Annotated in this window: 22 protein-coding genes; 17 read left to right on the top strand and 5 right to left on the bottom strand. The window is 58.1% G+C overall.

The genetic code is table 11. The features are described 5' to 3' along the window. Positions 1–727 (bottom strand): LysR family transcriptional regulator ArgP (locus tag ACR0DY_RS08215; protein ID WP_480898091.1); only part of this gene is annotated, 727 nt, incomplete at its 3' end. Between the two features lie 87 nt (positions 728–814). On the opposite strand from ACR0DY_RS08215, the gene ACR0DY_RS08210 reads away from it, so the two are divergent. The 6 genes from ACR0DY_RS08210 (at position 815) to ACR0DY_RS08185 (ending at position 6740) form a co-directional block, all read left to right on the top strand. After that, complete coding sequence (locus tag ACR0DY_RS08210; RefSeq protein WP_480898089.1) at positions 815–1414, top strand: LysE/ArgO family amino acid transporter; 600 nt, start codon at positions 815–817, stop codon at positions 1412–1414. Positions 1415–1454: 40 nt separating this feature from the next. Further along, positions 1455–2363, top strand: a complete 909-nt coding sequence (locus ACR0DY_RS08205; protein WP_480481968.1) for a DMT family transporter — start codon at positions 1455–1457, stop codon at positions 2361–2363. Positions 2364–2446: 83 nt separating this feature from the next. Further along, entirely contained in the window at positions 2447–3019 is a 573-nt protein-coding gene (gene betI / locus ACR0DY_RS08200; protein ID WP_480475817.1) for a choline-binding transcriptional repressor BetI, read from the top strand. Then, complete coding sequence (gene betC, locus ACR0DY_RS08195) at positions 3016–4524, top strand: choline-sulfatase (RefSeq protein WP_480486369.1); 1509 nt, start codon at positions 3016–3018, stop codon at positions 4522–4524. Before betI ends, betC begins: the two co-directional genes overlap by 4 nt. Positions 4525–4590: 66 nt before the next feature. Next, on the top strand, positions 4591–6249 hold the full coding sequence (gene betA, locus ACR0DY_RS08190) for a choline dehydrogenase (RefSeq protein WP_480481964.1): 1659 nt from the start codon (positions 4591–4593) through the stop codon (positions 6247–6249). 251 nt (positions 6250–6500) lie between these two features. After that, positions 6501–6740 (top strand): HP1242/YdcH family protein, encoded by a 240-nt coding sequence (locus tag ACR0DY_RS08185; protein WP_480481962.1) that lies wholly within the window; start codon positions 6501–6503, stop codon positions 6738–6740. 74 nt (positions 6741–6814) lie between these two features. Here the strand turns inward: ACR0DY_RS08185 and ACR0DY_RS08180 are convergent, their stop codons facing one another. Beyond that, positions 6815–8215: a helix-turn-helix domain-containing protein gene (locus tag ACR0DY_RS08180; protein WP_209504590.1), complete on the bottom strand. Its 1401-nt coding sequence runs from the start codon at positions 8213–8215 to the stop codon at positions 6815–6817. 63 nt (positions 8216–8278) lie between these two features. Beyond that, positions 8279–9484 carry a multidrug effflux MFS transporter gene (locus tag ACR0DY_RS08175; RefSeq protein ID WP_480481960.1) on the bottom strand — a complete coding sequence of 402 codons (1206 nt, stop codon included), beginning with the start codon at positions 9482–9484 and terminating at the stop codon, positions 8279–8281. 183 nt (positions 9485–9667) lie between these two features. Between ACR0DY_RS08175 and ACR0DY_RS08170 the strand changes: the two genes are divergently transcribed. From ACR0DY_RS08170 to ACR0DY_RS08160, 3 genes are all read left to right on the top strand, one after another. Next, positions 9668–11200 (top strand): acyl-CoA carboxylase subunit beta, encoded by a 1533-nt coding sequence (locus ACR0DY_RS08170; protein ID WP_209597857.1) that lies wholly within the window; start codon positions 9668–9670, stop codon positions 11198–11200. Between the two features lie 266 nt (positions 11201–11466). Further along, on the top strand, positions 11467–11799 hold the full coding sequence (locus ACR0DY_RS08165; RefSeq protein WP_480506382.1) for a DUF6497 family protein: 333 nt from the start codon (positions 11467–11469) through the stop codon (positions 11797–11799). A gap of 133 nt (positions 11800–11932) precedes the next feature. Beyond that, the gene (locus tag ACR0DY_RS08160) at positions 11933–12286 is read left to right on the top strand and encodes a hypothetical protein (RefSeq protein ID WP_480545768.1); all 354 of its coding nucleotides are present in this window, start codon (positions 11933–11935) and stop codon (positions 12284–12286) included. An 86-nt stretch (positions 12287–12372) separates the two neighbouring features. On the opposite strand, the gene ACR0DY_RS08155 is transcribed toward ACR0DY_RS08160, so the two are convergent. Then, the gene (locus tag ACR0DY_RS08155) at positions 12373–13524 is read right to left on the bottom strand and encodes a DcaP family trimeric outer membrane transporter (protein ID WP_480545767.1); all 1152 of its coding nucleotides are present in this window, start codon (positions 13522–13524) and stop codon (positions 12373–12375) included. Between the two features lie 650 nt (positions 13525–14174). Here ACR0DY_RS08155 and ACR0DY_RS08150 point away from each other — a divergent pair. Further along, entirely contained in the window at positions 14175–14378 is a 204-nt protein-coding gene (locus tag ACR0DY_RS08150; RefSeq protein ID WP_209504584.1) for a hypothetical protein, read from the top strand. 116 nt (positions 14379–14494) lie between these two features. Then, on the top strand, positions 14495–16540 hold the full coding sequence (locus ACR0DY_RS08145) for an ATP-binding protein (RefSeq protein WP_480545766.1): 2046 nt from the start codon (positions 14495–14497) through the stop codon (positions 16538–16540). A gap of 76 nt (positions 16541–16616) precedes the next feature. Here the strand turns inward: ACR0DY_RS08145 and ACR0DY_RS08140 are convergent, their stop codons facing one another. Continuing rightward, complete coding sequence (locus tag ACR0DY_RS08140; RefSeq protein ID WP_480475841.1) at positions 16617–17063, bottom strand: DUF4174 domain-containing protein; 447 nt, start codon at positions 17061–17063, stop codon at positions 16617–16619. A gap of 168 nt (positions 17064–17231) precedes the next feature. Between ACR0DY_RS08140 and scpA the strand changes: the two genes are divergently transcribed. The 6 genes from scpA (at position 17232) to ACR0DY_RS08110 (ending at position 22693) form a co-directional block, all read left to right on the top strand. Then, a complete protein-coding gene (gene scpA, locus ACR0DY_RS08135) occupies positions 17232–19358 on the top strand; it encodes a methylmalonyl-CoA mutase (RefSeq protein WP_480545765.1) in 2127 nt (708 codons plus the stop codon). Between the two features lie 103 nt (positions 19359–19461). Continuing rightward, complete coding sequence (locus tag ACR0DY_RS08130; protein ID WP_480481949.1) at positions 19462–20064, top strand: VOC family protein; 603 nt, start codon at positions 19462–19464, stop codon at positions 20062–20064. Continuing rightward, entirely contained in the window at positions 20061–20549 is a 489-nt protein-coding gene (locus ACR0DY_RS08125) for an N-acetyltransferase family protein (protein WP_480481948.1), read from the top strand. Before ACR0DY_RS08130 ends, ACR0DY_RS08125 begins: the two co-directional genes overlap by 4 nt. A 45-nt stretch (positions 20550–20594) precedes the next feature. Next, the gene (locus tag ACR0DY_RS08120; RefSeq protein WP_267365678.1) at positions 20595–21275 is read left to right on the top strand and encodes a molecular chaperone DjiA; all 681 of its coding nucleotides are present in this window, start codon (positions 20595–20597) and stop codon (positions 21273–21275) included. Between the two features lie 4 nt (positions 21276–21279). Beyond that, the gene (locus ACR0DY_RS08115) at positions 21280–22281 is read left to right on the top strand and encodes an endonuclease/exonuclease/phosphatase family protein (RefSeq protein WP_480545819.1); all 1002 of its coding nucleotides are present in this window, start codon (positions 21280–21282) and stop codon (positions 22279–22281) included. Positions 22282–22318: 37 nt separating this feature from the next. Then, entirely contained in the window at positions 22319–22693 is a 375-nt protein-coding gene (locus ACR0DY_RS08110) for a hypothetical protein (RefSeq protein ID WP_480481945.1), read from the top strand. The last annotated feature ends 9 nt before the right edge of the window (positions 22694–22702 follow it).

The raw sequence follows: 22702 nt of genomic DNA, 5'->3' as shown, positions 1-22702 counted from the left end.
GCACCAGAGCCGCGGGGTTCATGCCCCACCCAAGCCCGGCAATCGCCGCGTCCACAAATCCGTGTGAAGAAGGCAGGAAATGAGACGGGGGGGAAAGGCGTTTGCCAGTGTGCTGAACAATCCATGCCCTTTGCAGCCCGTCCTTTTGGTTGAAAACCAGGCAGGGTGCCTTGCCCAGTTCTGCCTCGGTCACTTTGTCCCGAAACCAGGTGTTGATGAATTCCGGGCTGGCCGTTGGCAGGTACCGCAACACGCCCAATGGGATCGCGTCGCACCCGGTCACTGTCTGGCCGCCAACGGTGACGGCGGCGCTTACCTCGCCCCGCCGCAGCCAGTCTGCGGAGTGATCCTGATCGTCGATCACCAGATCGAACAGCATGTCAGGCACCTGCGCCATCGCATCAACAAACCAGGTGGCCAGACTGTCTGCCGGTACGGCAATGCGGACGCGGGCGGACCTTGATTCCTGCTCCAGCGTAAGCTCTCGAACCAGCTGTGCCTCAAGCAGTCCGACATCTTCCGCGTAACGGGCGATGCGCAGCCCGGCGGGCGTTCCGGTGCAAGGGGTGCTCCGATGTATCAGGGTGGCTCCAATCCGATCCTCAAGCGCCCTGATCCGCTGGGATATCGCCGAGGGCGTCACCGCCAGCTCTGCCGCAGCCGCATCAAAGCTGCCATGACGCAGAATGGCAGACAAAGCGAACAGGTGAAGAGGATCCAGCAACATTAGTCAGGCTTAACTCGGGATAACATCTTTAATTTGATAGATCGCACCGACGATCTTAGTCAATGTCTTGCAATAGCAGGAGGTCCCATGCCCACGTCCATGATCGCCGGTTTCGCGCTGGGTTTCAGTCTGATCCTCGCCATCGGGGCACAGAACGCCTTTATTCTCCGACAGGGGTTGCGGCGTGAACATGTGTTTCTTCTGTGCCTGACCTGCTCAATGTCTGACGCGGTTTTGATTGTTGCAGGCGTCACAGGGTTCGGGACTCTGGCGCATTCAGCCCCCTGGTTTGAACCTGTACTGCGATTTGGCGGGACCGCTTTTCTGACGTGGTATGGGCTGCGCAGTTTCGGGTCTGCCCTGCGGGGTGGCGCGGTAATGGAAACGGGCAACGGCCCGCGAACCAGCCTTAAAACCGCAATGCTTACCGTTCTCGCCTTCACCTGGCTGAACCCGCATGTCTATCTGGATACAGTGGTTCTGATCGGTTCCATCTCGGCACAGTATGATGACCGGGTCGGATTTGCCATCGGGGCGGTCACGTCCAGCTTTGCCTTCTTCTTTTCACTTGGATACGGCGCAGGTGTTCTGTCTCCGGTGTTTGCGCGCCCGCGCGCCTGGCAGGTGCTGGATGCAGTGATCGGTGTCGTAATGCTGGGTATCGCACTGAAACTTGTTGTCATGTGAAGGGTTGTTCCCGGCAGGGTTTCGGTGTTCAACCTAAGCCATGACATCGCTTGCCGTTTCGTCGCGCCCGCTTGCCGCTATGTTCTGGATGTTTGCCGCCGGGCTGTCCTTTGTTGTGATGACCGCATTGGTCAAATCTCTGGGCACGACGATGAATCCGGTCCAGGCCGCATTCCTGCGTTATGCGCTGGGATTGGTGTTTCTGTTACCGGCCTTGCGGTCGATCATGGCGACCCGGCTGACACCCCGCCTGCTGACGCTGTTCGGTTTGCGCGGTGTAGTACACGCGATTGCTGTCATGCTTTGGTTCTTCGCCATGACACAAATTCCCTTGGCCGAAGTCACTGCGATGAACTACATGACGCCGGTTTATGTCACCTTGGGTGCAGCCCTGTTTCTGGGTGAGAAGTTGGCTTTTCGCAGGGTGGCCGCGATTCTGGTCGCTTTGGTGGGCGTGCTGGTCATCCTGCGCCCCGGGTTTCGCGAAGTCTCACAAGGTCACCTTGCCATGCTCGGAACGGCCCTGATGCTAAGCGGGTCCTATTTGCTGGCCAAGCTTCTTGTCCGCGACGTTCCACCTTCGGTTGTTGTGGCGCATCTGTCCATCTGGGTAACCATAGCCTTGATCCCCTTTGCGGTTGCCGTCTGGACCCGGCCCAGTATGCAAGAACTCGGGGTTCTGTTTCTGGTGGCCAGCTTTGCGACCGCAGGTCATTACTTCATGACATTGGCGTTGCAGGCCGCGCCTGTGGCCGTCACACAACCCGTCACTTTCCTGCAGTTGATCTGGGCCACGCTTGTGGGTGCAGCAATCTTCCACGAAAGCGTCGACCTTTGGGTTGTGGCTGGCGGAACCCTGATACTGGGCGCTGTAAGCTTCATCTCATGGCGCGAGTTCATGTTGAACCGGCGGGACTTGACGCCTCCCAGTATTGCGCCGAAGCTGTAACAAGACATCTCAGTGTTTACATTGATTGACGAGTCAATAAAAACATCCTAGCTTGGTCGCATGACACCTGTATGGGGAAAGCGATGCCAAAAGTTGGAATGGAGCCGATCCGCAAGGACGCGATTGTTCGAGCGACGATTGCTGAACTGGGTGTCAAGAAATCCCTGGATGTAACCGTAAGCCAGATTGCCAAACGCGCGGGCATGTCCAGCGCATTGGCACACCATTATTTTGGCGGAAAGGATCAGATATTTCTGGCCGCAATGCGTCAGATCCTCGCCGACTTCAGCGACGAAGCCAGGGCCCAGTTGAAAGCGGCCAAACCGGGCAATCGGGCAGAGGCGATTATCCACGCCTGTTTTGCCCCTTCGTGTTTCACACCTGACGTGACTGCCGCCTGGATGACGTTTTATGTGTTGGCGCAGACCAACAGTGACGCGCTGCGATTGTGGCAGATCTATCAGGCGCGCATCAGATCGAATCTGGTTCATGCCCTGCGTCCAAGGATGCTGGATCCGGTTGAGGCTGCCGAGAATATGATTGCCCTGATTGACGGGCTCTATATTCGCGCAGCACTCAGCGCCCCGGAAGAACCGCAACTGGCCGTGAACCACGCTATGCGCGTGCTCGATACTCTGCTCGAGGCTGAAAAATGACAAAACCAAACATTCTGATCCTGATGGTGGATCAGCTGAACGGAACCCTCTTTCCCGACGGTCCCGCTGACTGGCTTCATGCTCCGAACCTGAAGAAACTGGCCGAACGGTCGACCCGCTTTGCCAACGCTTATACTGCGTCGCCGCTTTGCGCGCCGGGGCGGGCCAGCTTCATGTCCGGTCAATTACCCTCACGCACCGGCGTCTACGACAACGCGGCTGAGTTCCGCAGCGATATCCCAACTTACGCACACCATTTGCGCAGGGCCGGCTATTACACCTGTCTGTCAGGCAAAATGCACTTTGTCGGCCCGGACCAGATGCACGGGTTTGAGGATCGCCTGACAACTGATATCTACCCGGCCGATTTTGGCTGGACACCGGATTACCGCAAACCGGGCGAGCGGATCGACTGGTGGTATCACAACATGGGATCGGTGACCGGCGCGGGTGTTGCCGAGATTTCCAACCAGATGGAGTATGATGACGAGGTCGCCTATAACGCCAAGGCCAAACTGTATGACCTTGCGCGCGGCAAGGATGACCGCCCATGGTGCGTGACGGTCAGCTTCACCCATCCGCATGATCCCTATGTCGCCCGTCGCAAATACTGGGACCTTTACGAGGATTGCGCGCATCTGCTGCCCGAAATCGCTGATATCGGCTATGACAACCAGGATCCTCACGCCAAGCGGATCTTCGATGCCAACGACTGGCGTAGCTTCGACATCACCCAAGAAGATATCCGAAAGTCGCGCCGCGCCTATTTCGCCAATATTTCCTATCTGGACGACAAGATCGGTGAAATCCTCGAAGTGCTCGAAACGACACGGCAAGAGGCGATCATCCTGTTCGTCTCGGATCACGGTGACATGCTGGGCGAACGTGGCCTTTGGTTCAAAATGAACTTCTACGAAGGCTCGGCGCGCGTTCCTTTGATGATTTCATCCCCGGACTTGCCTGCCGGGCGGATCGATACGCCAGTTTCCACCATCGATGTCACACCCACACTCGGGGCTCTGGCAGGTGTTGACATGGCCGAGATCGCCCCATGGACGGACGGTGAAAACCTGGTGCCGCTGGCGCAAGGCGGGGAACGAACCGCACCTGTGGCCATGGAATACGCGGCCGAGGCATCGTATGCGCCGCTGGTGTCGCTGCGCTATGGCAAGTGGAAATACAATCGATGCGCGCTGGACCCGGATCAATTGTTTGATCTCGAGGCAGACCCGCATGAACTGACCAATCTGGCAGACAGCCCCGAACATGCGGGCACGCTGCAAACCCTGCGCGCAAAGTCCGAGACCCGCTGGGATTTGGAGCGCTTCGACGCGGATGTCCGTGCCAGTCAGGCGCGACGCTGGGTCGTGTACGAGGCACTGCGGCAAGGCGGATATTACCCATGGGATTATCAGCCGCTGCAAAAGGCGTCCGAACGCTACATGCGCAATCATATGGATCTGAACATCGTCGAGGAAAACGCCCGGTTCCCACGCGGCGAGTAACCTCTTCATCTTTTTAAAAATACTCCCGCCGGAGGCGTCATACCCGGCGGGCGAGGAGTTGTGAATATGGAAGCAGATTTTGTCATCGTTGGCGCAGGGTCCGCAGGCTGCGCAATGGCATATCGTCTGAGCGAAGGTGGGGCCTCGGTCCTTGTGATCGAGCACGGTGGCACCGACATGGGGCCGTTTATCCAGATGCCTGCCGCGCTCAGCTATCCGATGAACATGTCGCGCTATGACTGGGGATATCAGTCCGAGCCCGAACCGCATCTGAACAACCGCCGTCTGGCCTGCCCGCGCGGCAAGGTGATCGGCGGGTCGTCGTCGATCAACGGCATGGTCTATGTGCGCGGTCACGCACGCGATTTCGACACCTGGGCCGAGATGGGGGCTGACGGTTGGTCCTATGCGGATGTGCTGCCCTATTACAAACGCATGGAGACATGGCATGACGGCGGCCATGGGGGCGATCCGGCCTGGCGCGGCACTGACGGCCCATTGCACGTGTCGCGCGGTCCCCGCGCAAACCCACTGTTTCAGGCCTTTGTCGATGCAGGCCAGCAGGCGGGATACGAGGTCACCGGCGACTATAACGGAGAAAAGCAGGAAGGCTTTGGCCCGATGGAGCAGACCGTCTGGAAAGGGCGGCGCTGGTCGGCGGCAAATGCCTATCTGAAGCCCGCGCTCAAACGCGACAATTGTGATATCGTGCGGGGTCTTGCGTCTCGGGTTGTTATGGAAAGCGGTCGCGCCACTGGTGTGGAATTGATCCGCGGCGGCAAGAAAGAGATCATCAAGGCCCGGCGCGAGGTCGTTCTGGCTGCGTCCTCGATCAACTCGCCCAAACTGCTTATGCTGTCTGGTATCGGCCCGGGCGCACATCTGGCGGAACATGGGATCAACGTCGTTGCGGATCGTCCGGGGGTGGGTGCGAACCTTCAGGATCATCTGGAGCTGTATATTCAACAGGCTTCGCTACAGCCGATTACGCTCTACAAGCACTGGAACCTGTTCAGCAAGGGTCTGATCGGGGCGCAATGGCTGTTTACCAAGACAGGTTTGGGCGCATCGAACCAGTTTGAAAGCGCGGCATTCATCCGGTCTAAGCCGGGTGTGGAGTATCCTGACATTCAGTACCACTTCCTGCCGATCGCAGTTCGCTATGACGGACAGGCGGCGGCAGAGGGGCACGGGTTCCAGGCGCATGTCGGCCCGATGCGGTCCCCGTCACGCGGGGCGGTCACATTGCGATCTGCGCAAGCCGCAGACGCGCCGGTGATCAAGTTCAACTACATGAGCCATGAAGAGGATTGGGAAGACTTCCGCACCTGTATCCGGCTGACCCGCGAAATCTTTGGACAAAACGCTTTCAAACCCTATGCGGGCAAGGAAATTCAGCCGGGTGCCGCTGTGCAAACCGATGAAGAGCTGAACGCCTTTATCGCGGAACATGCTGAAAGCGCCTATCACCCCTGTGGCACCTGCCGGATGGGGCGTGCGGATGACAAAGGTGCGGTGGTCGATCCCGAGGGTCGCGTCATCGGCGTGGACGGGCTGCGCGTCGCGGACAGTTCGATTTTCCCGCAGATCACCAACGGCAATCTCAACGCGCCCTCGATCATGGTGGGCGAGAAAGTATCGGATTCTCTGCTGGGCAAAGACCCGTTACCCAAGGCCAATGATCGCCCGTGGATCCACCCCGGCTGGGCAACCGCGCAGCGATAATGATACTTAACTGCTCCCGGTTGAATACGCTATTCAGCGCTTGCCGGGGGCATGTTAGGAAAAGGTTCAGCGTTCTTGTCCAGATAAGGTTGAGCCACGTTTCAGCACAACTTGCCCTCTGCACGGCAGGATGCGCGTGGCGCTTTATTGAAATTCGCGGGATTGTTGCGGGTAGTTGATCCCGGTCAAAGCGAAAGCCCGGTCACGCTTCTATCACTGGTTTGCAACGACATATGAAGGAGCGAACAGAGATGTCTCACACCCCGCATGAACTGGCCGAAGAGTTTCCGGACAAAGTTGAACTGATGAGCCAGCTCAAGCAGTCGGATGCGCATTTCGCCCGGCTGGCCGATGAATATCATGAGGTCAACCGCGAAGTGCACCGCGCCGAGACCAATGTCGAACCCATGGAGGAACTGGCCGAGGTTGACCTGCGCAAAAAACGCGCGGCGCTGAAGGATGAGATCTGGGCGATCCTGTCCAAGACTTAAATTCATTGGCGGGGGCTATGCCCCCGTCGTGCCCAGAGACGTGACGCTGATAGGGCTTAGTCGCCAGACTAAGATCAGGTCACTTCATAGGGCAGGGTGCCGCGAATATGGGTGTCGATGCTCAGACGGCGTTCCAGCGGCGGAACCGAACGCTGGTGACAGGTTTGCCGCTCGCAGATGCGGCAGGAAATTCCAATGGGCTCGTAAGCGCTGGCATTGTTGATGTCGAGGTTATCAGCATAAACAAGCGCCGGGGCATGGCGGACCTCGCACCCCAACGCAATGGCGTACCGTCTGACGGGCGCACCGAAAGAGCCGCCCGATTTTGAAACATCCCGTGCCAGCGAGATATAGCGAACGCCATCTGGTGTTTCCGCCAGCTGCCGCAGGAAATGCCCGGGCGTTTCAAAGGCCCGATGCACGTTCCAAAGCGGGCAAGCCCCACCAAAGCGTGCAAATTGAAGGCGTGTGGCCGAGTGTCGCTTGGTGATCGTCCCCGCCTGATCAACCCGGACGAAGAAGAACGGGATGCCCTTGGCGCCGGGACGCTGTAGTGTCGACAGCCGATGTGCAACCTGCTCGACCGACGCCCCGAACCGGTTGCTGAGCAGCTCCAGATCGTGACGCTCTTCCTGAGCAGCAGTCAAAAACGCGGTATAAGGCATCAGAGAGGCACCAGCGAAATAGTTGGCAAGACCGATCTTGGCGATGGCGCGGGCTTCGTCACTTTGGAACTTGGCGAAATCCAGCGTCGCCTCCAGCAACTGGTCCTGACTGATCAGCGCGACCTGTAACAGAAGCTGGAACACCTGCGTCTGCGGCGCTGCACGGGAGGACAGGCGCAAAATTTTGCTGTCGACATCATAAGCGCGCAAGGGGCCCATATCTGAAAAAACCACCTGAATTCCGCGTTCTGAAAGGCTGCTCAGGGCGGCTTGCCGGATACCGCCGGGGCCGTCGGCGCGGTTGGCAAACAGTTCCGCTGCCCTGTCCACGGCGTCGATGTAGTTGTCGCAATAATGGAAGAAATCGCGCACTTCTTCCCAAGGGCTGGCCTGAATACGCGCATCTTCGCGCCCCAAAGCCTCGTCCAGCGAGGCAAGGCGTTCATGTGTCTGCCGGTAGGTTTTGTGCAATTCGATAAACGCGCGCGCCAGGGCGGGGGCGTTGGATGCGGTCAGGCGCAGATCGGCCAGAGGGGGCTGTATGTCGGCAAAAACTGGATCGGCCAGCGCCTCGCGCATGTCTGAAACAAGACGTTCGCTGTCGCCGGTGCTGAGTTCGGTAACATCCATTCCGAACTCCTGCGCCAGAGCCAGCACAACCGTGGTCGAGATCGGCCGGTTGTTGTTTTCCATCTGGTTCAGATAGGGCAGTGAAACGCCCAGTTTGGCGGCAAATTCACGCTGCGTCAGGGTCAGGCGCGTTCGCATTTCGCGCAGTTTCGCGCCGGCATAGAGCTTTTGGGTGGCCATTGGGTGCCTTTGCAAGTTTTCCAATTTCCGAGGTTAACTTTGCAAAGTCATTGGGGCAAGCGATTACAGCCCCAATTGCCGTTCTCTTCGTACGACAGTTGAAATTGCGACGATTGCCAGAACGCCTGTTGCCAGCATCAGCCAAAGCAGCGGCATCGCGCCGGTTTCACGTGTCAGCAGGGCACCTGCCAGCGCGCTCAGCCCGGCGCCGCCACCTAACATAATGGCGCCACTCAGGCCCGAGGCGGTTGCAGCCAGTCGAGGGCGCACTGATAGCGCGCCCGAGGTTGCGTTGGGGATGACCATGCCATTGCCGACGCCCACAAATGTCATGAACCCAAAGAAACTGAGTGCGGTTCCACGGTCGGCCAGAAACAGCAATGCCGACACAGCGACGCCAAACGCATTGAGCAGGCTTCCCCATAGCACCATGCGGTTCACACCGAACCGCACTGAAAAACGCCCGCTCATGAAATTGCCAACAAAATACCCAACCGCAGGTGCGCCAAAATAAATGCCAACCTGTGCCGCGCTCAACCCGAACAATTCGGTGCCGATGAAAGGTGCGCCGCCGAGATAGGCGAAAAACGAACCCGATGAGAAGGCACAAGCCAGTGAATATCCCCAGAACCGTGGCGAGGTCAGAAGTTCGGGGTATTCCTTGAATTGCTGGACAAGCGTTTTGCCACTTTTTGCCGATGTTTCCCCAAAGTCCGAATAGGTCAGTGCCATAGTCAGCAGACCTACGGCAAAGGGCAGCCAGAAATTCGCTTTCCAACCAAAGCTCACTTCCAGTAAGCCGCCGATGGCAGGGCCAATCATCGGAACCACGGCCATGCCCATCGTTACATAACCGATCATTGAGGCAGCTTGGTCCTGATCGTACATATCCCGCACCGCTGCGCGGCTGAGAACCATACCGACGACCACTACCGCCTGACACATCCTGAACGCCAGAAAAACCGTGGCATTGGGGGCGAAGATGCACCCAAGGGTCGCCATCAGGAACAGGCCAAGGCCCCACAGTAAAACTGGTCTGCGTCCTGCCTGATCCGCAATTGGACCTATAAGAATTTGCAGAATGGCATTGATCAGCAGATAAAGCGCAATCGACAGCTGCATGACCTTGTAATCGGTTTCGAAATACTCGGCCATGTTTGGCAGGCTGGGCAGAAACAGGTTCATGCTCAGGGCGGACAGGCCCGAGAGTAAAACAAGCGTCGCCAATGTGGGTGGTGTGCGGTGGACCGCGTCAGAGCTGAACTGCATGGTTCACATGTATAGCCGTGGATTTACGGAATGCCAGCCATTCGCAAAATTGCCTGCGAGAATTCGCAGTTTTGCAATTATCCAAATTACTGTTGCTGAAATTTTGCAAATTTGCCGAAAATAGCTTTGGATGAGCGGCCCAAACAGGTAGGGTCCCGTCAAATTTATAAGGGGATAGTCGTCATGAAAGACATTCTTTCCGAACTGGAAGGCCGCCGCGATAACGCGCGTCTGGGCGGTGGGCAGAAACGGATCGATGCCCAGCACGCACGCGGCAAACTGACCGCGCGTGAACGGATCGAACTGCTGTTGGACGAGGGCAGCTTTGAAGAGTTTGACATGTTTGTCAGCCACCGCTGCACCGATTTCGGGATGGAAAAACAAAAGCCTGCGGGTGACGGTGTTGTCACCGGTTGGGGCACGATCAACGGGCGCATGGTTTATGTGTTCAGCCAGGATTTTACCGTCTTTGGCGGATCGCTGTCGGAAACCCATGCTCAGAAGATCTGCAAGATTATGGACATGGCGGTCCAGAACGGTGCCCCGGTGATCGGAATCAACGATTCGGGCGGCGCGCGCATCCAGGAAGGTGTGGCTTCGCTGGCGGGTTATGCCGAAGTGTTCCAGCGCAACATCATGGCATCGGGTGTGGTGCCGCAGATCAGCGTAATCATGGGGCCCTGCGCGGGTGGTGCGGTGTACAGCCCGGCGATGACCGACTTTATCTTCATGGTCAAAGACACCTCTTACATGTTCGTGACCGGCCCGGATGTGGTGAAGACCGTAACCAACGAAGTGGTGACTGCCGAGGAACTGGGGGGGGCCTCGACCCATACCAAGAAATCCTCAGTCGCTGATGGCGCGTTCGAAAACGACGTCGAAGCTTTGGCCGAGGTGCGGCGCCTGGTGGACTTCCTGCCCCTCAACAACCGCGAAAAGCCGCCCGTGCGCCCGTTCTTTGACGAACCCGGCCGGATCGAGGCTTCGCTGGACACTCTTGTGCCAGAGAATCCGAACACGCCCTACGACATGAAGGAACTCATCGCCAAAGTGGCGGACGAGGGCGATTTCTATGAAATTCAGGAAGATTTTGCCAAGAACATCATTACCGGGTTCATCCGGCTGGAAGGTCAGACCGTAGGCGTCGTCGCAAACCAGCCGATGGTGTTGGCCGGGTGTCTGGATATCGACTCGTCGCGCAAGGCTGCACGCTTTGTGCGCTTCTGTGACTGCTTCGAAATCCCGATCCTGACATTGGTCGACGTTCCTGGCTTCCTGCCGGGAACAAGCCAGGAATATGGTGGTGTCATCAAGCATGGGGCCAAGTTGCTCTTTGCCTATGGTGAGGCAACCGTGCCGAAGGTGACGGTGATTACCCGAAAGGCTTATGGCGGTGCTTACGACGTTATGGCCTCCAAGCATTTGCGCGGTGATTTCAACTATGCCTGGCCCACAGCCGAAATTGCGGTCATGGGGGCCAAAGGGGCGACCGAGATCATTCATCGCGCCGATCTGGGGGATGCCGACAAGATCGCATCGCATACCAAGGATTACGAAGACCGATTTGCAAATCCCTTCGTGGCAGCCGAGCGCGGCTTCATCGATGAGGTGATCATGCCGCATTCGACCCGCCGTCGTGTATCCCGGGCATTTGCCAGCTTGCGCGGCAAACAGCTGAAGAACCCGTGGAAAAAGCACGACAATATCCCGCTGTGATCCATCTAGGGGCGGGATGGCCCGCCCCGCTCAATCTTTGACCGTCACAGCGGTTCCGAGGCTGAAACCCCCTCAAATTGAGGCGGAATTGACAAAAACCGGCAAATAGTTGAATGATCCGACCCGTCAGACATAGAACCGCGCAGACCAATCGTACTGCGCGCGCGACCCCGGAAGGAGGAGCTCGCCGCTGGTGGGTCCGGGGTCGCGCCATTTGTCTGGTTGCTCTCGCCTTCAGCCATCCTGCTTTTGCAGACTCCGATACTTTGCTGCCGGTTCCGTCGGGCCAGCCAGTGCAACTGAGCGATGTCCTGCTGGACAACAATCCCGGCGAGCTTTGGCTGCGCTTTCGCTTTATCGCGCCCAGAATAGGCGCGTCAGTGGGACGGATCGGATATGATGTGGCGTCGAAGGATATGGAGCACCTGTGCCAGATTCTGGCCGTTCCATATGTCGCGCAGCATGAATTGCATCCGGCGCGGGTCGTGATCTCTTTGTCCGATCGCCCGGTAGAGTTTGGTGATGCCGCCCCTGATGCGACCCAGTTTTTTGAGGCCTACCGGCTGGAGCAGTCCCAGTGTATCTGGGAGGGGCTTTGACCATGACCGCAGGAATCCATGAGTGCAAAGCGTCTCAGACCAACTGTGCGGCTTTGGAGGTGCGCATCATGACCCCATCCTTTTTCGGGCTCGAATTGCTTTTGTCTGCAAGTATGACACAGGGGGGCCATTCATGCTGAAGCATCGTGGTTTTCCCGGTCGCCTTTCAGGCACCGACTTTCAGTTCACCATCCGTCGCGCCAACCCAAAGGGCGTTACACCGTTAACGCAGCGCGAGCGGTTTCGGGATCGTAAACCTGCGGACAGGCGCGCTGACATCGCTTTCATGGAGGCCCTTTGGGCCCATTTCGGCGACCAGCCGTTCGAACGGGGTAATCTGGATGCGGGGCGTCTGAGCTGGCTGTTCGGGCGCGAAGTCATTCCGGCAGAAGACCCCTTTGATCCGGCCAGCTATGATGCTTTGCTTGTCATCGATGTAAACGCTGCGCGCATATCCTTCCCGGACATCATCGACGGGATGGACTGATTGTGACATTCGCAGCCGCACATAAACCAATCATGGCCGGTTTCGGGAAAATCCTGCCCGAAACCGGGCAGGATTTATGTGTGGTCTCAGAAGTTCAACTGGGCCGCAAGCTGAACGCGGCTACCATCAAAGGTTCTGCCGGTGGGCGCGTCGTTCCGCTCGCCATAGATGTATTCGGCGCTGAGCGTCAGACTGTCTGTCGCCTTGTAGAACGCGTTGACATGGATCGTTTCCAGCTCGGTGAAGGACAGCGTGCCGGTCGAGGTCGGCAGATCATAATCTTCGCGCCCGTAGGCAATGCCGACATTCCACTTTGCACCGATATCCTGCCTGAATTCCACGGTGTAGCCATCCACATCGTTGGCCTGCCCACCGACAATGGCATCGCCGAGACCGATCAGGTACGGGCCAAGTGCCTCACCTGTGACGTAGTTGACTTGGAACAACCCGCCTTGCCAGGGGCGAATGCCGCCGGAAAGCGTAAAGCCGGTTTGATCCACTTCGACATTGCCGGAATTGGCTTTACCGTACAAAACGGCACCACGGGCAATGTACGTACCGTCGTTATATTCCGCCGAGGCCGTCAGGACGGGATCATCGGAATTCGACCCGCTGACGTTCTCTTCGATCGAGACCGCAAACTGTGCATTGCTGCCAAGCTGTCCGGTGTATCTCAGCTGTGGGACACGAGCGAATGCGATACCCACGGGGCCGTTGAATTCGACAGTGGTCGGGTAGGTGTCCAATGGTTGGAAGTTGGTCCAGTACTGACCAATCAGGAACTGATCGCCGATGGTGATGTTGGCATGGCGAATGCGCAATTCAGCCGTGCCGCCGGAACCGAACAGGTCAAGCTCAAGCTGTCCGCCAATGTCACCGATCCCGCTTGGGGTGGTGGTACGCAATCCGATCCGAGATTGGCGAACGGTTGCCCCGAAGGTGCCGTCGGTTGCGGCCGAGGGTTCACCGATAACATTCACGAACGCCGTATCCCCCTGATCGTAGTCGAAGTCATAGAAGAAATCGGCCTTCACGTATCCGTAAACGTCCAAAACGGTGTTGCCGATGCGGAAATCTCCGTTGGCGGGGCCGCTTTTGTCGGCTTCCAGCGCCTCGACCCGGGCGCGCAAAGCGTCGAGTTCGGCCTGGGTCTGGGCGTCCTGGGCAGCAGCAAACGTGCCGGTCACACTGAGCGCAGAGGCAGCGAGCAGGAGTGCCTTTTTTCTAGTCATAGTCATGTGGGTGTTCCTTTGAGTGCGAGTGTGCCCAAGGACCGTTTCACGCAGCAGAAATCTTTGGAAATCACGAGAAAGAGAATAGAACCATCTGATTTCTCAATAAAATGTGCCTTTTTCGACTTCTTGAATCACAGCGTCTTGAACCTGTCATCTAACGCGCTGTTGCGCCGTAATTCCTTCGCCGGTGGAGTGGCGGCGATTCGTGATGCTGCAACCGCAGAAAGCATCGGAAGCGACCCATTTTGTAACGAAACTGTGACGGTGAACGGGGCTTTCGTGCTGGTAATTCACTTGAATGCTGTCGGCACGATGTTGCGCGCCATGTTGTGGCTTGGGCAGAAACCAGCCGAGTTGTCCCAGGGAAACAATACTGTGTTTGCTCAACAGATTGTGCCGTGCAAACTGAATGGGCCGTGCGGCTCTACTTTGCCTGCGCCGCACATGCACCTACTATTCCGTACCCCTTCCTTGCGCGGGCAGGCTTGTGTTCCCCACATAGACCTGTCCGCGTTTTTCTTTTTGGCTTCCACGGCCAAAGAGAAGCGAAAACCTGCACAAAACCTGCCTGCAATTGCATTGATATTGAATAACAGGCCCCATTTCGCGCATCTGATCCCAAACGAACCAAGAAACCTAAAAGGGCAGACACAATGCGATTCTCGAAACTCATCCTTGTTGCGGCGACCTGTGCGGGTCTGGCCGCGTGCGGTGACACCACGGGCGAACAGGCACTCCTCGGCGGTGGTGCCGGGGCTGTGGGGGCCGCGGTCCTCAATGCCGACCCGCTGTTTGGCGCGGCCGTCGGCGCAGCGGGCAACGTGCTGTACTGCAAGACACAGAACAACTGTAACTAACGCATATCCTTCGGGGCGCCTGGCGCCTCAGCCATCATTGCGCATCACGCCGTCGTGGGGATCGTACCCTGCGGCGGCGTTTTGCGTTTCCGGAACACCAAGCCAAAGGACGTTTCATGTTCAATAAGATCCTGATCGCCAACCGGGGCGAGATCGCCTGCCGGGTCATCAAGACCGCCCGCAAGATGGGTATCGGCACCGTTGCCATTTATTCGGACGCGGACAAGAACGCGCTGCATGTGTCGATGGCCGACCAAGCCGTGCATATCGGTCCGCCCCCGGCGAACCAGTCCTACATTGTGATCGACAAGGTCATGGATGCCATCCGTCAAAGCGGTGCGCAGGCGGTTCATCCCGGCTATGGCTTCCTGTCGGAGAACTCGAAGTTCGCCGAAGCGCTCGAGGCCGAAGGTGTTGCCTTTGTTGGGCCCCCTGTCGGTGCAATCGAAAGCATGGGCGACAAGATTACTTCGAAGAAGATCGCACAGGAGGCCGGAGTTTCGACCGTTCCGGGTTACATGGGGCTGATCGAGGACGCGGACGAGGCGGTCAAGATCTCGAACGACATCGGTTATCCGGTCATGATCAAGGCCAGCGCCGGTGGTGGTGGCAAGGGTATGCGCATCGCGTGGAGCGATGAAGAGGCGCGCGAAGGCTTTCAGTCGTCCAAGAACGAAGCCGCAAACTCGTTCGGAGATGACCGGATCTTCATCGAAAAATTCGTAACCCAACCGCGCCATATCGAAATTCAGGTTCTGTGCGACAGTCACGGAAATGGCATCTACCTGGGCGAGCGTGAATGCTCGATCCAGCGCCGGAACCAGAAAGTGGTGGAAGAGGCACCGTCACCCTTCCTTGATCCTGAAACCCGCAAGGCGATGGGTGAACAGGCTGTCGCTCTGGCCAAGGCCGTGAACTACGCAAGTGCAGGTACGGTCGAGTTCATCGTGGACGGAAACAAGAACTTCTACTTCCTCGAAATGAATACGCGCCTGCAAGTGGAACATCCTGTTACGGAATTGATCACCGGCGTCGATCTGGTCGAGCAGATGATCCGTGTCGCAGCGGGTGAAAAGCTATCGATAACGCAGGATGACGTGACCCTGACCGGCTGGGCGATTGAAAACCGTCTGTATGCGGAAGACCCGTATCGCAACTTCCTGCCGTCGATCGGTCGGCTGACCCGGTATCGCCCGCCGCAGGAAACTTCGGCTGGTCCGTTGCTGGTCAACGGCAAATGGCAGGGTGAAGCACCCGATGGTGAAACCGCCGTGCGCAACGATACCGGCGTCTACGAGGGCGGCGAGATCAGCATGTATTACGACCCGATGATCGCCAAGCTCTGCACTTGGGCGCCGACCCGCGAAAAAGCAATCGAGGCGATGCGCGTGGCGCTGGACAGTTTCGAAGTGGAAGGCATCGGTCACAACCTGCCGTTCCTGTCGGCAGTGATGGATCACCCAAAATTTATCAGCGGTGACATGACAACGGCCTTTATCGCTGAAGAATACCCAGACGGGTTCGAGGGCGTCACGTTGCCCGAAGCTGATCTGCGCCGGATTGCTGCGTCCTGCGCGGCCATGCACCGCGTCGCCGAAATTCGGCGCACCCGTGTGTCGGGCCGGATGGACAATCACGAACGCAAAGTAGGCAAGCGCTGGGTTGTGACATTGCAGGGGCAGGATTTCGCCGTGCAGGTCAATGCCGACAAAGAGGGGTCAACGGTCAAGTTTGAGGACGGACCGTCCTTGCGTGTCGCCTCGGACTGGACACCGGGCGATCAACTGGCGGTTCTGGACGTGGATGGAAGCCCGCTGGTTCTGAAAATCGGCAAGGTCTCGGGCGGTTTCCGCGTTCGCAACCGCGGCGCGGACTTGAAAGTGCATGTGCGCCGCCCACGGCAGGCGGAACTGGCCAAGCTGATGCCGGAAAAACTGCCACCAGATACCTCGAAATTGCTGCTCTGCCCAATGCCGGGCCTAGTCGTGAAGGTCGATGTCGAAGTGGGGCAGGAAGTGCAGGAAGGTCAGGCGCTTTGCACGATTGAGGCGATGAAGATGGAAAACATCCTGCGCGCTGAAAAGAGGGGCGTGGTCGCCAAGGTCAATGCAGGTCCCGGTGACAGCCTTGCTGTGGACGACGTGATCATCGAGTTCGAGTGACCATGTTGGCGCTTTCGATATACATTCCAACGTTCCCGGCGCATCGCGCCGGGGCCATTAGGTGTGGCGAAAGCGTTCAGCCCCCTTCGCGCCGGTCGCGGATCTCGCGTTCGCGCAGGGGGGTCTTGTCGATAGACCTGCCAATCTCACGCACGCTCCACGGGCTGGGTTTGCGCAATTTGACCACACCGTCCTTGTCGACGAACACCATCTGGAAACCACGCGGCCGCAGCTTGGTCCGGATCGGAGACCGGGCAGACGGGTCCGTGTCTGTCAGCACGATGACATCACGGTCGCGCATGGCTGCTTCTTCTGCGACAAGCATATCGATCTGCTGCTGGAACCGCGGATCGGCAGGCGTGTCAGCGAAAACCACAATGGGGCGTTTGACCCACAAAAATTCGCTGAGTTCACTTTCACCCACCGGGCGGACAAAACTGTCATCAGACGGCGCGGTTCCGTCTGCCGCCAAGGCGGCCAGAGGGATTAGTGCCGAGAAAACAAAGGCAAGCGTGCGTGTCATGTGGCCTCCTGTTCTTTCGAATATAGCCCCTGTGCCCGCGATTGCGACCGGCGATTTGTGCCGGGTGACCACATTTTCGCGCTTGTGCCTGAAAGAACAGGCCAAGTGCAGGACCTTGGCGCGGACGCTTTCAGCGACCGCCATCCGTATTGACGAGAGGAAATCGAAATGACCGACACAAAGGACTGGAAAGCGCTTGCCGAGAAAGAGCTGCGCGGACGTCCGTTGGGCGACCTGACCAAGGAAACGCTGGAAGGTATCGCGGTCAAACCGCTTTACACCCAGGAAGACACCGCCGATCTGCCGCATATGGGGTCTTTGCCGGGGTTTGGCCCGTTTACCCGCGGTGTCAAGGCCACTATGTATGCCGGGCGTCCATGGACGATCCGCCAGTATGCGGGCTTTTCGACCGCCGAGGAATCGAACGCGTTCTACCGACGCAATCTGGCAGCAGGCCAGCAGGGCGTTTCGGTTGCCTTCGATCTGGCGACACATCGCGGCTATGACAGTGATCACCCGCGCGTTGTGGGCGATGTCGGTAAGGCAGGTGTTGCCATCGACAGTGTCGAAGATATGAAAATACTGTTCGATGGCATCCCGCTCGACAAGGTCTCGGTCTCGATGACCATGAACGGCGCGGTTGTTCCGATCCTGGCCAGTTTCATTGTTGCGGGTGAAGAACAGGGTCACGACAGATCTGTCCTGTCCGGCACCATTCAGAACGACATTCTGAAAGAATTCATGGTGCGCAACACCTATATCTACCCGCCTGAACCGTCGATGAAGATCATCTCGGACATCATCGAATACACGTCGAACGAGATGCCCAAGTTCAACTCGATCTCGATCTCGGGCTATCACATGCAAGAGGCCGGGGCGAACCTGGTACAGGAGCTGGCCTATACGCTGGCCGATGGGCGTGAATACGTCCGGGCCGCGACCGATGCCGGGATGGATGTGGATAAATTCGCGGGCCGACTGTCGTTCTTCTTTGCCATCGGCATGAACTTCTTCATGGAGATCGCGAAACTACGCGCCGCGCGTACGCTCTGGCATCGGGTGATGACCGAGTTTGGTGCTAAATCCGAACGGTCGAAAATGCTGCGCACCCACTGCCAGACTTCGGGCGTGTCGCTGCAGGAGCAGGACCCTTATAACAACGTGATCCGCACGGCGTATGAGGCGATGAGCGCGGTTCTGGGCGGTACGCAATCGCTGCACACCAACGCTTTGGATGAAGCCATCGCGCTGCCGACCGACTTCTCGGCCCGTATTGCGCGGAACACCCAGCTGGTGCTGCAGGAAGAAACCGGCGTGACCGATGTGGTCGATCCGCTGGCGGGCTCCTACTATGTCGAAAGCCTGACCAATGAGCTGGTCGAAAAGGCCTGGGCCCTGATGGAAGAGGTCGAGGAGATGGGTGGCATGACCAAAGCCGTTGCCTCTGGCATGCCCAAGCTGCGGATCGAAGAAAGCGCTGCCCGCCGTCAGGCTATGATCGACCGGGGCGATGAGGTGATCGTCGGTGTCAACAAATACCGCAAGGAACAGGAAGACCCGATCGACATTCTGGATGTCGACAACGTCGCCGTACGCGAAGCTCAGGTCGCGCGGTTGGAACGTATCCGGGCCACCCGCGATGAAGCTGCGTGCCAACAGGCACTGGAGGCCCTAACCAATACTGCCCGAGAGGGCGGAAACCTTCTGGCCGCCGCCGTCGAGGCCGCTCGTGCCCGCGCATCCGTAGGAGAGATCAGCATGGCAATGGAAAAGGAATTCGGCCGCCACCGCGCCGAAGTGAAAACCCTGGCCGGCGTTTATGGCGCGGCCTATGAGGGTGACGAAGGCTTTGCCGCGATCCAGAAATCCATCGAGGAATTCGCCGAGGCCGAAGGCCGTCGCCCCCGTCTGCTGGTGGTCAAGATGGGGCAGGACGGGCATGATCGCGGTGCCAAGGTTATCGCCACGGCCTTTGCAGATATCGGGTTCGACGTGGACGTTGGCCCGCTGTTCCAGACACCTGCCGAGGCCGCGCAGGACGCGGTGGACAATGACGTGCATGTGGTCGGCATTTCCTCGCAGGCGGCGGGGCATAAAACGCTGGCACCGCAGCTGGTGGAAGAGCTGAAGAAAGCAGGGGCCGACGATATCATTGTGATCTGTGGCGGGGTGATCCCGCAGCAGGATTACCAGTTCCTGTATGACCACGGGGTTAAGGCCATCTTTGGTCCGGGCACCAACATTCCCGAGGCCGCTCAGGACATTCTGCGCCTGATCCGCGAAGCGCGGCCCTGACATAAGGCAAGACTTTCAACGAAAGCTCTTGTGATCCTGCGCCAATGGCGAAAACATGCGACCGGATCCCTTTGGGTCCGGTCGTTTTCGCAGGAGGGTGCACATGTTACTCGATCATCTGGCCGTCGCGGGCGAAACGCTTGAAGAAGCGTCTGCGCATATCGAACAGGCGCTTGGTGTTGCACTGCAACCCGGTGGGAAACACGAAAAATTCGGGACACATAACAGGCTGCTGGGGCTCAGAGACGGGCTCTATCTGGAAGCGATTGCCATCGATCCGCAGGCGCAGCCTCCGGGCAGGCCGCGATGGTTCGATCTGGACAATTTTCAGGGCGGCCCGCGTTTGACGAACTGGATATGCCGGGTCGAGGATATCGAGGCCACACTGTCGATCTTTCCCGATGGCACCGGAGAGCCCATCGACCTGACCCGCGGCGCGTTGCAATGGCGCATGGCGGTTCCGCCAACGGGGCGTTTGCCGTTCGACAATCTGTTTCCCGCCCTTATCGAATGGCAGGGCGACCTGCACCCGGCAAACATGTTGCAGGACAGCGCGTGCCGGTTGCGGCGTCTGGTTGTCTATCACCCCGATGCCCTGACACTGGCCCGTCGACTGGGTGAGCTGGATCTTGTTGTGTTCGATACCGGCCCCGCGGCTTTGCAGGCAGAAATTGAGACACCTCATGGGCTGCGGGTGCTGGAATGAACATTCGCCCGGCCACAGCGTCAGATGCTCCAGCCATTGCCCGGATCACCAATGCGATCATCCGGGACACTTTGGTCACTTTCACGACGGACGAACGCAGCGCCGCCCAGATTGCCGAAGATATCAAGGCACGCTCGCCCGGTTTTCTGGTTGCCGAGCACGACAGCCACGTTATCGGCTTTGCCACATATGGCCCTTTCCGCACCGGGCCCGGTTATGCGCAAACCTGCGAACATACGATCCAGCTGTCACCGGATGCGTGGGGCAAAGGGCTGGGACGTGCGTTGATGTCAGAGCTGGAGGAAGTCGCGCAAGCCCAAGGCGTTCATGTTCTGGTCGCGGGCATATCCTCGGCCAATCCGGGGGCTGAGGCGTTTCATGCCGCACTTGGCTATTCGAAAGTCGGGGTGATGCCCGAAGTCGGCTTTAAGTTCGGCCAGCGGCTGGACCTTGTGCTGATGCAGAAAATTCTTGGTGCTGAATGACCTGTTGCACCTGACAGTCCCGAATTGTGACGCTAGGGTGCGGTCATGTCGATCTGGACTCGCATATCCGATGCGCTCAGCGCGCTTGCCCAGGGCGAAAGCCTGACCGCAGTTTTTGAAAAACTACGCTCGCCACCGGAACGGTCCGTGGCCTTTACGATTGCGGTCATCGCACTGGGTGCCAAAATGGCCAAGGCAGACGGTCAGGTGACCCGTGATGAGGTCACCGCCTTTCGCGACGTGTTTCAGATCGCGCGCGAAGATGAGGAAGGTGCAGCCCGCGTCTTCAACATGGCCCGTACGGACGTGGCGGGATATCAGGACTACGCCCGCAAAATTGCCCGCATGTTTTCCGAAGACAGCACAACCCTGTGTGACCTGATGGAAGGTCTTTTTCACATCGCGATGGCGGATGGTTTCTATCATCCGAACGAAAACGCGTTTCTCGAAGATGTCAGCCAGATTTTCGGGCAAACCGACGCGCAGTTCAAAGCACTGCGGGCGCGCTTTGTTCCGGATGCGCCAAACGATCCTTACACGGTTCTGGGCGTTCCACATGACATGCCGCTGCCCGACATTCGCAATGTCTGGCGGCAGCTGGTTCGGGAAACGCACCCCGACGCCATGATGGCCCGGGGTGTCCCCGAAGAGGCGATCCGGCTGGCCGAGAAAAAGATGATCGACATCAATCGCGCCTGGGATGAAATCAACGGCGCGCGGGCCTGATCAGATGCGGCTGGCGACCTATAATATCGAATGGTTCGCCAATCTGTTTGACCAGAAAGACAGGCTGATCGTCGATGACAGCTGGTCCGGCAGGCACGACGTCACCAAAGCGCAGCAGATCGAAGCGATTGCCAAGGTTCTGACTGCCATTGACGCTGATGCGATTGTAATCGTCGAGGCGCCCAACACGGGCAGACGCCAGAACACGGTTCGGGCCCTGCAAGCCTTTGCCGAAGCGTTCGACTTGCGCACGTCTGATGCGGTGATGGGCTATGCAAACGACACGCATCAGGAACTGGCATTGCTCTATGACAGAACGGTGCTGAGTGTTCGCCACGATCCCAAGGGAGATATTGCAGATACCACAGCCCCCCGGTTCGATGGTGTATTCAAAATCGACCTCGACATTGATGCGACCGAGGATGTCGTGCGGTTCTCCAAACCGCCGATGGAACTGGCGGTGACGACGCAAGCGGGGCACAACATCCGCCTGATCGGGGCACATCTGAAATCCAAGGCACCGCACGGTGCCGAATCGCGGGACGAGGCGATCCGGATTTCGATTGCCAATCGCCGCAAACAGCTGGCGCAAGCGATCTGGCTTGCACGGCGCGTCGAATGGCATGTTGCGCAAAAACAGCCCGTCATTTTGCTGGGCGATCTGAACGATGGCCCCGGGCTGGATGAGTTTGAGCACCTCTTTGGCCGCTCGTCGGTCGAGGTGTTGCTGCAAGCCGGATTGTTCGACCCGAACGCCGTCACAGCCTACAGGTTTCGGCCCGGGCCGGTGCCTGCTACTGCGCGCTTTGCCCGCCCGGAAGAAGGTAAATTTCTGGACGCATTACTGGATTACATAATGATTACCACGGACCTGCAAGCATATCGCCCGTCCTGGCGTATCTGGCACCCGTTTCAGGATGCCGCCTGTTGGGCTGAACCGGAATTGCGGCAGGCGCTTTTGACGGCCTCCGATCATTTTCCGGTCACGCTTGATATTGAACTGTGACCTTTCCAGCCTGCCACACGGGCCTTATATGTCAGGTATGAAACGCATCTTGCTGATCAGTACGATCTCAGTGTTCCTTGCCGCGCCTGCAATGGCACAGGAAGACAATGAAAAATCCCTGATGGAACAGGGGGCCGAACTGTTTTTCGAAGGTCTGCGCAAGGAAATGGAACCGGCATTGGAAAACTTGCTGGGTCTGGCAGAAGAGTTTGGCCCGGCGATGCAGTCATTCTTGCAGCAGATGGGCCCGGCGCTTGCTGAACTGGCGGCTGAGGTCAAGGACTGGAGCGTTTATGAACCACCCGAGATCCTGCCCAATGGCGATATCATTATCCGCAGAAAACCGACCCAAGAGCCATCTGAGCCTGAAAAGCGGGATATCGAGGTGCCCGAAGGACCTACAGATATCTGACCCGCTCAA

It is taken from the genome of Ruegeria sp. O6, from assembly GCF_056535045.1.
Note: the sequence above shows the minus strand (reverse complement) of the source record. Positions and strands in the feature narration are given on the sequence as shown.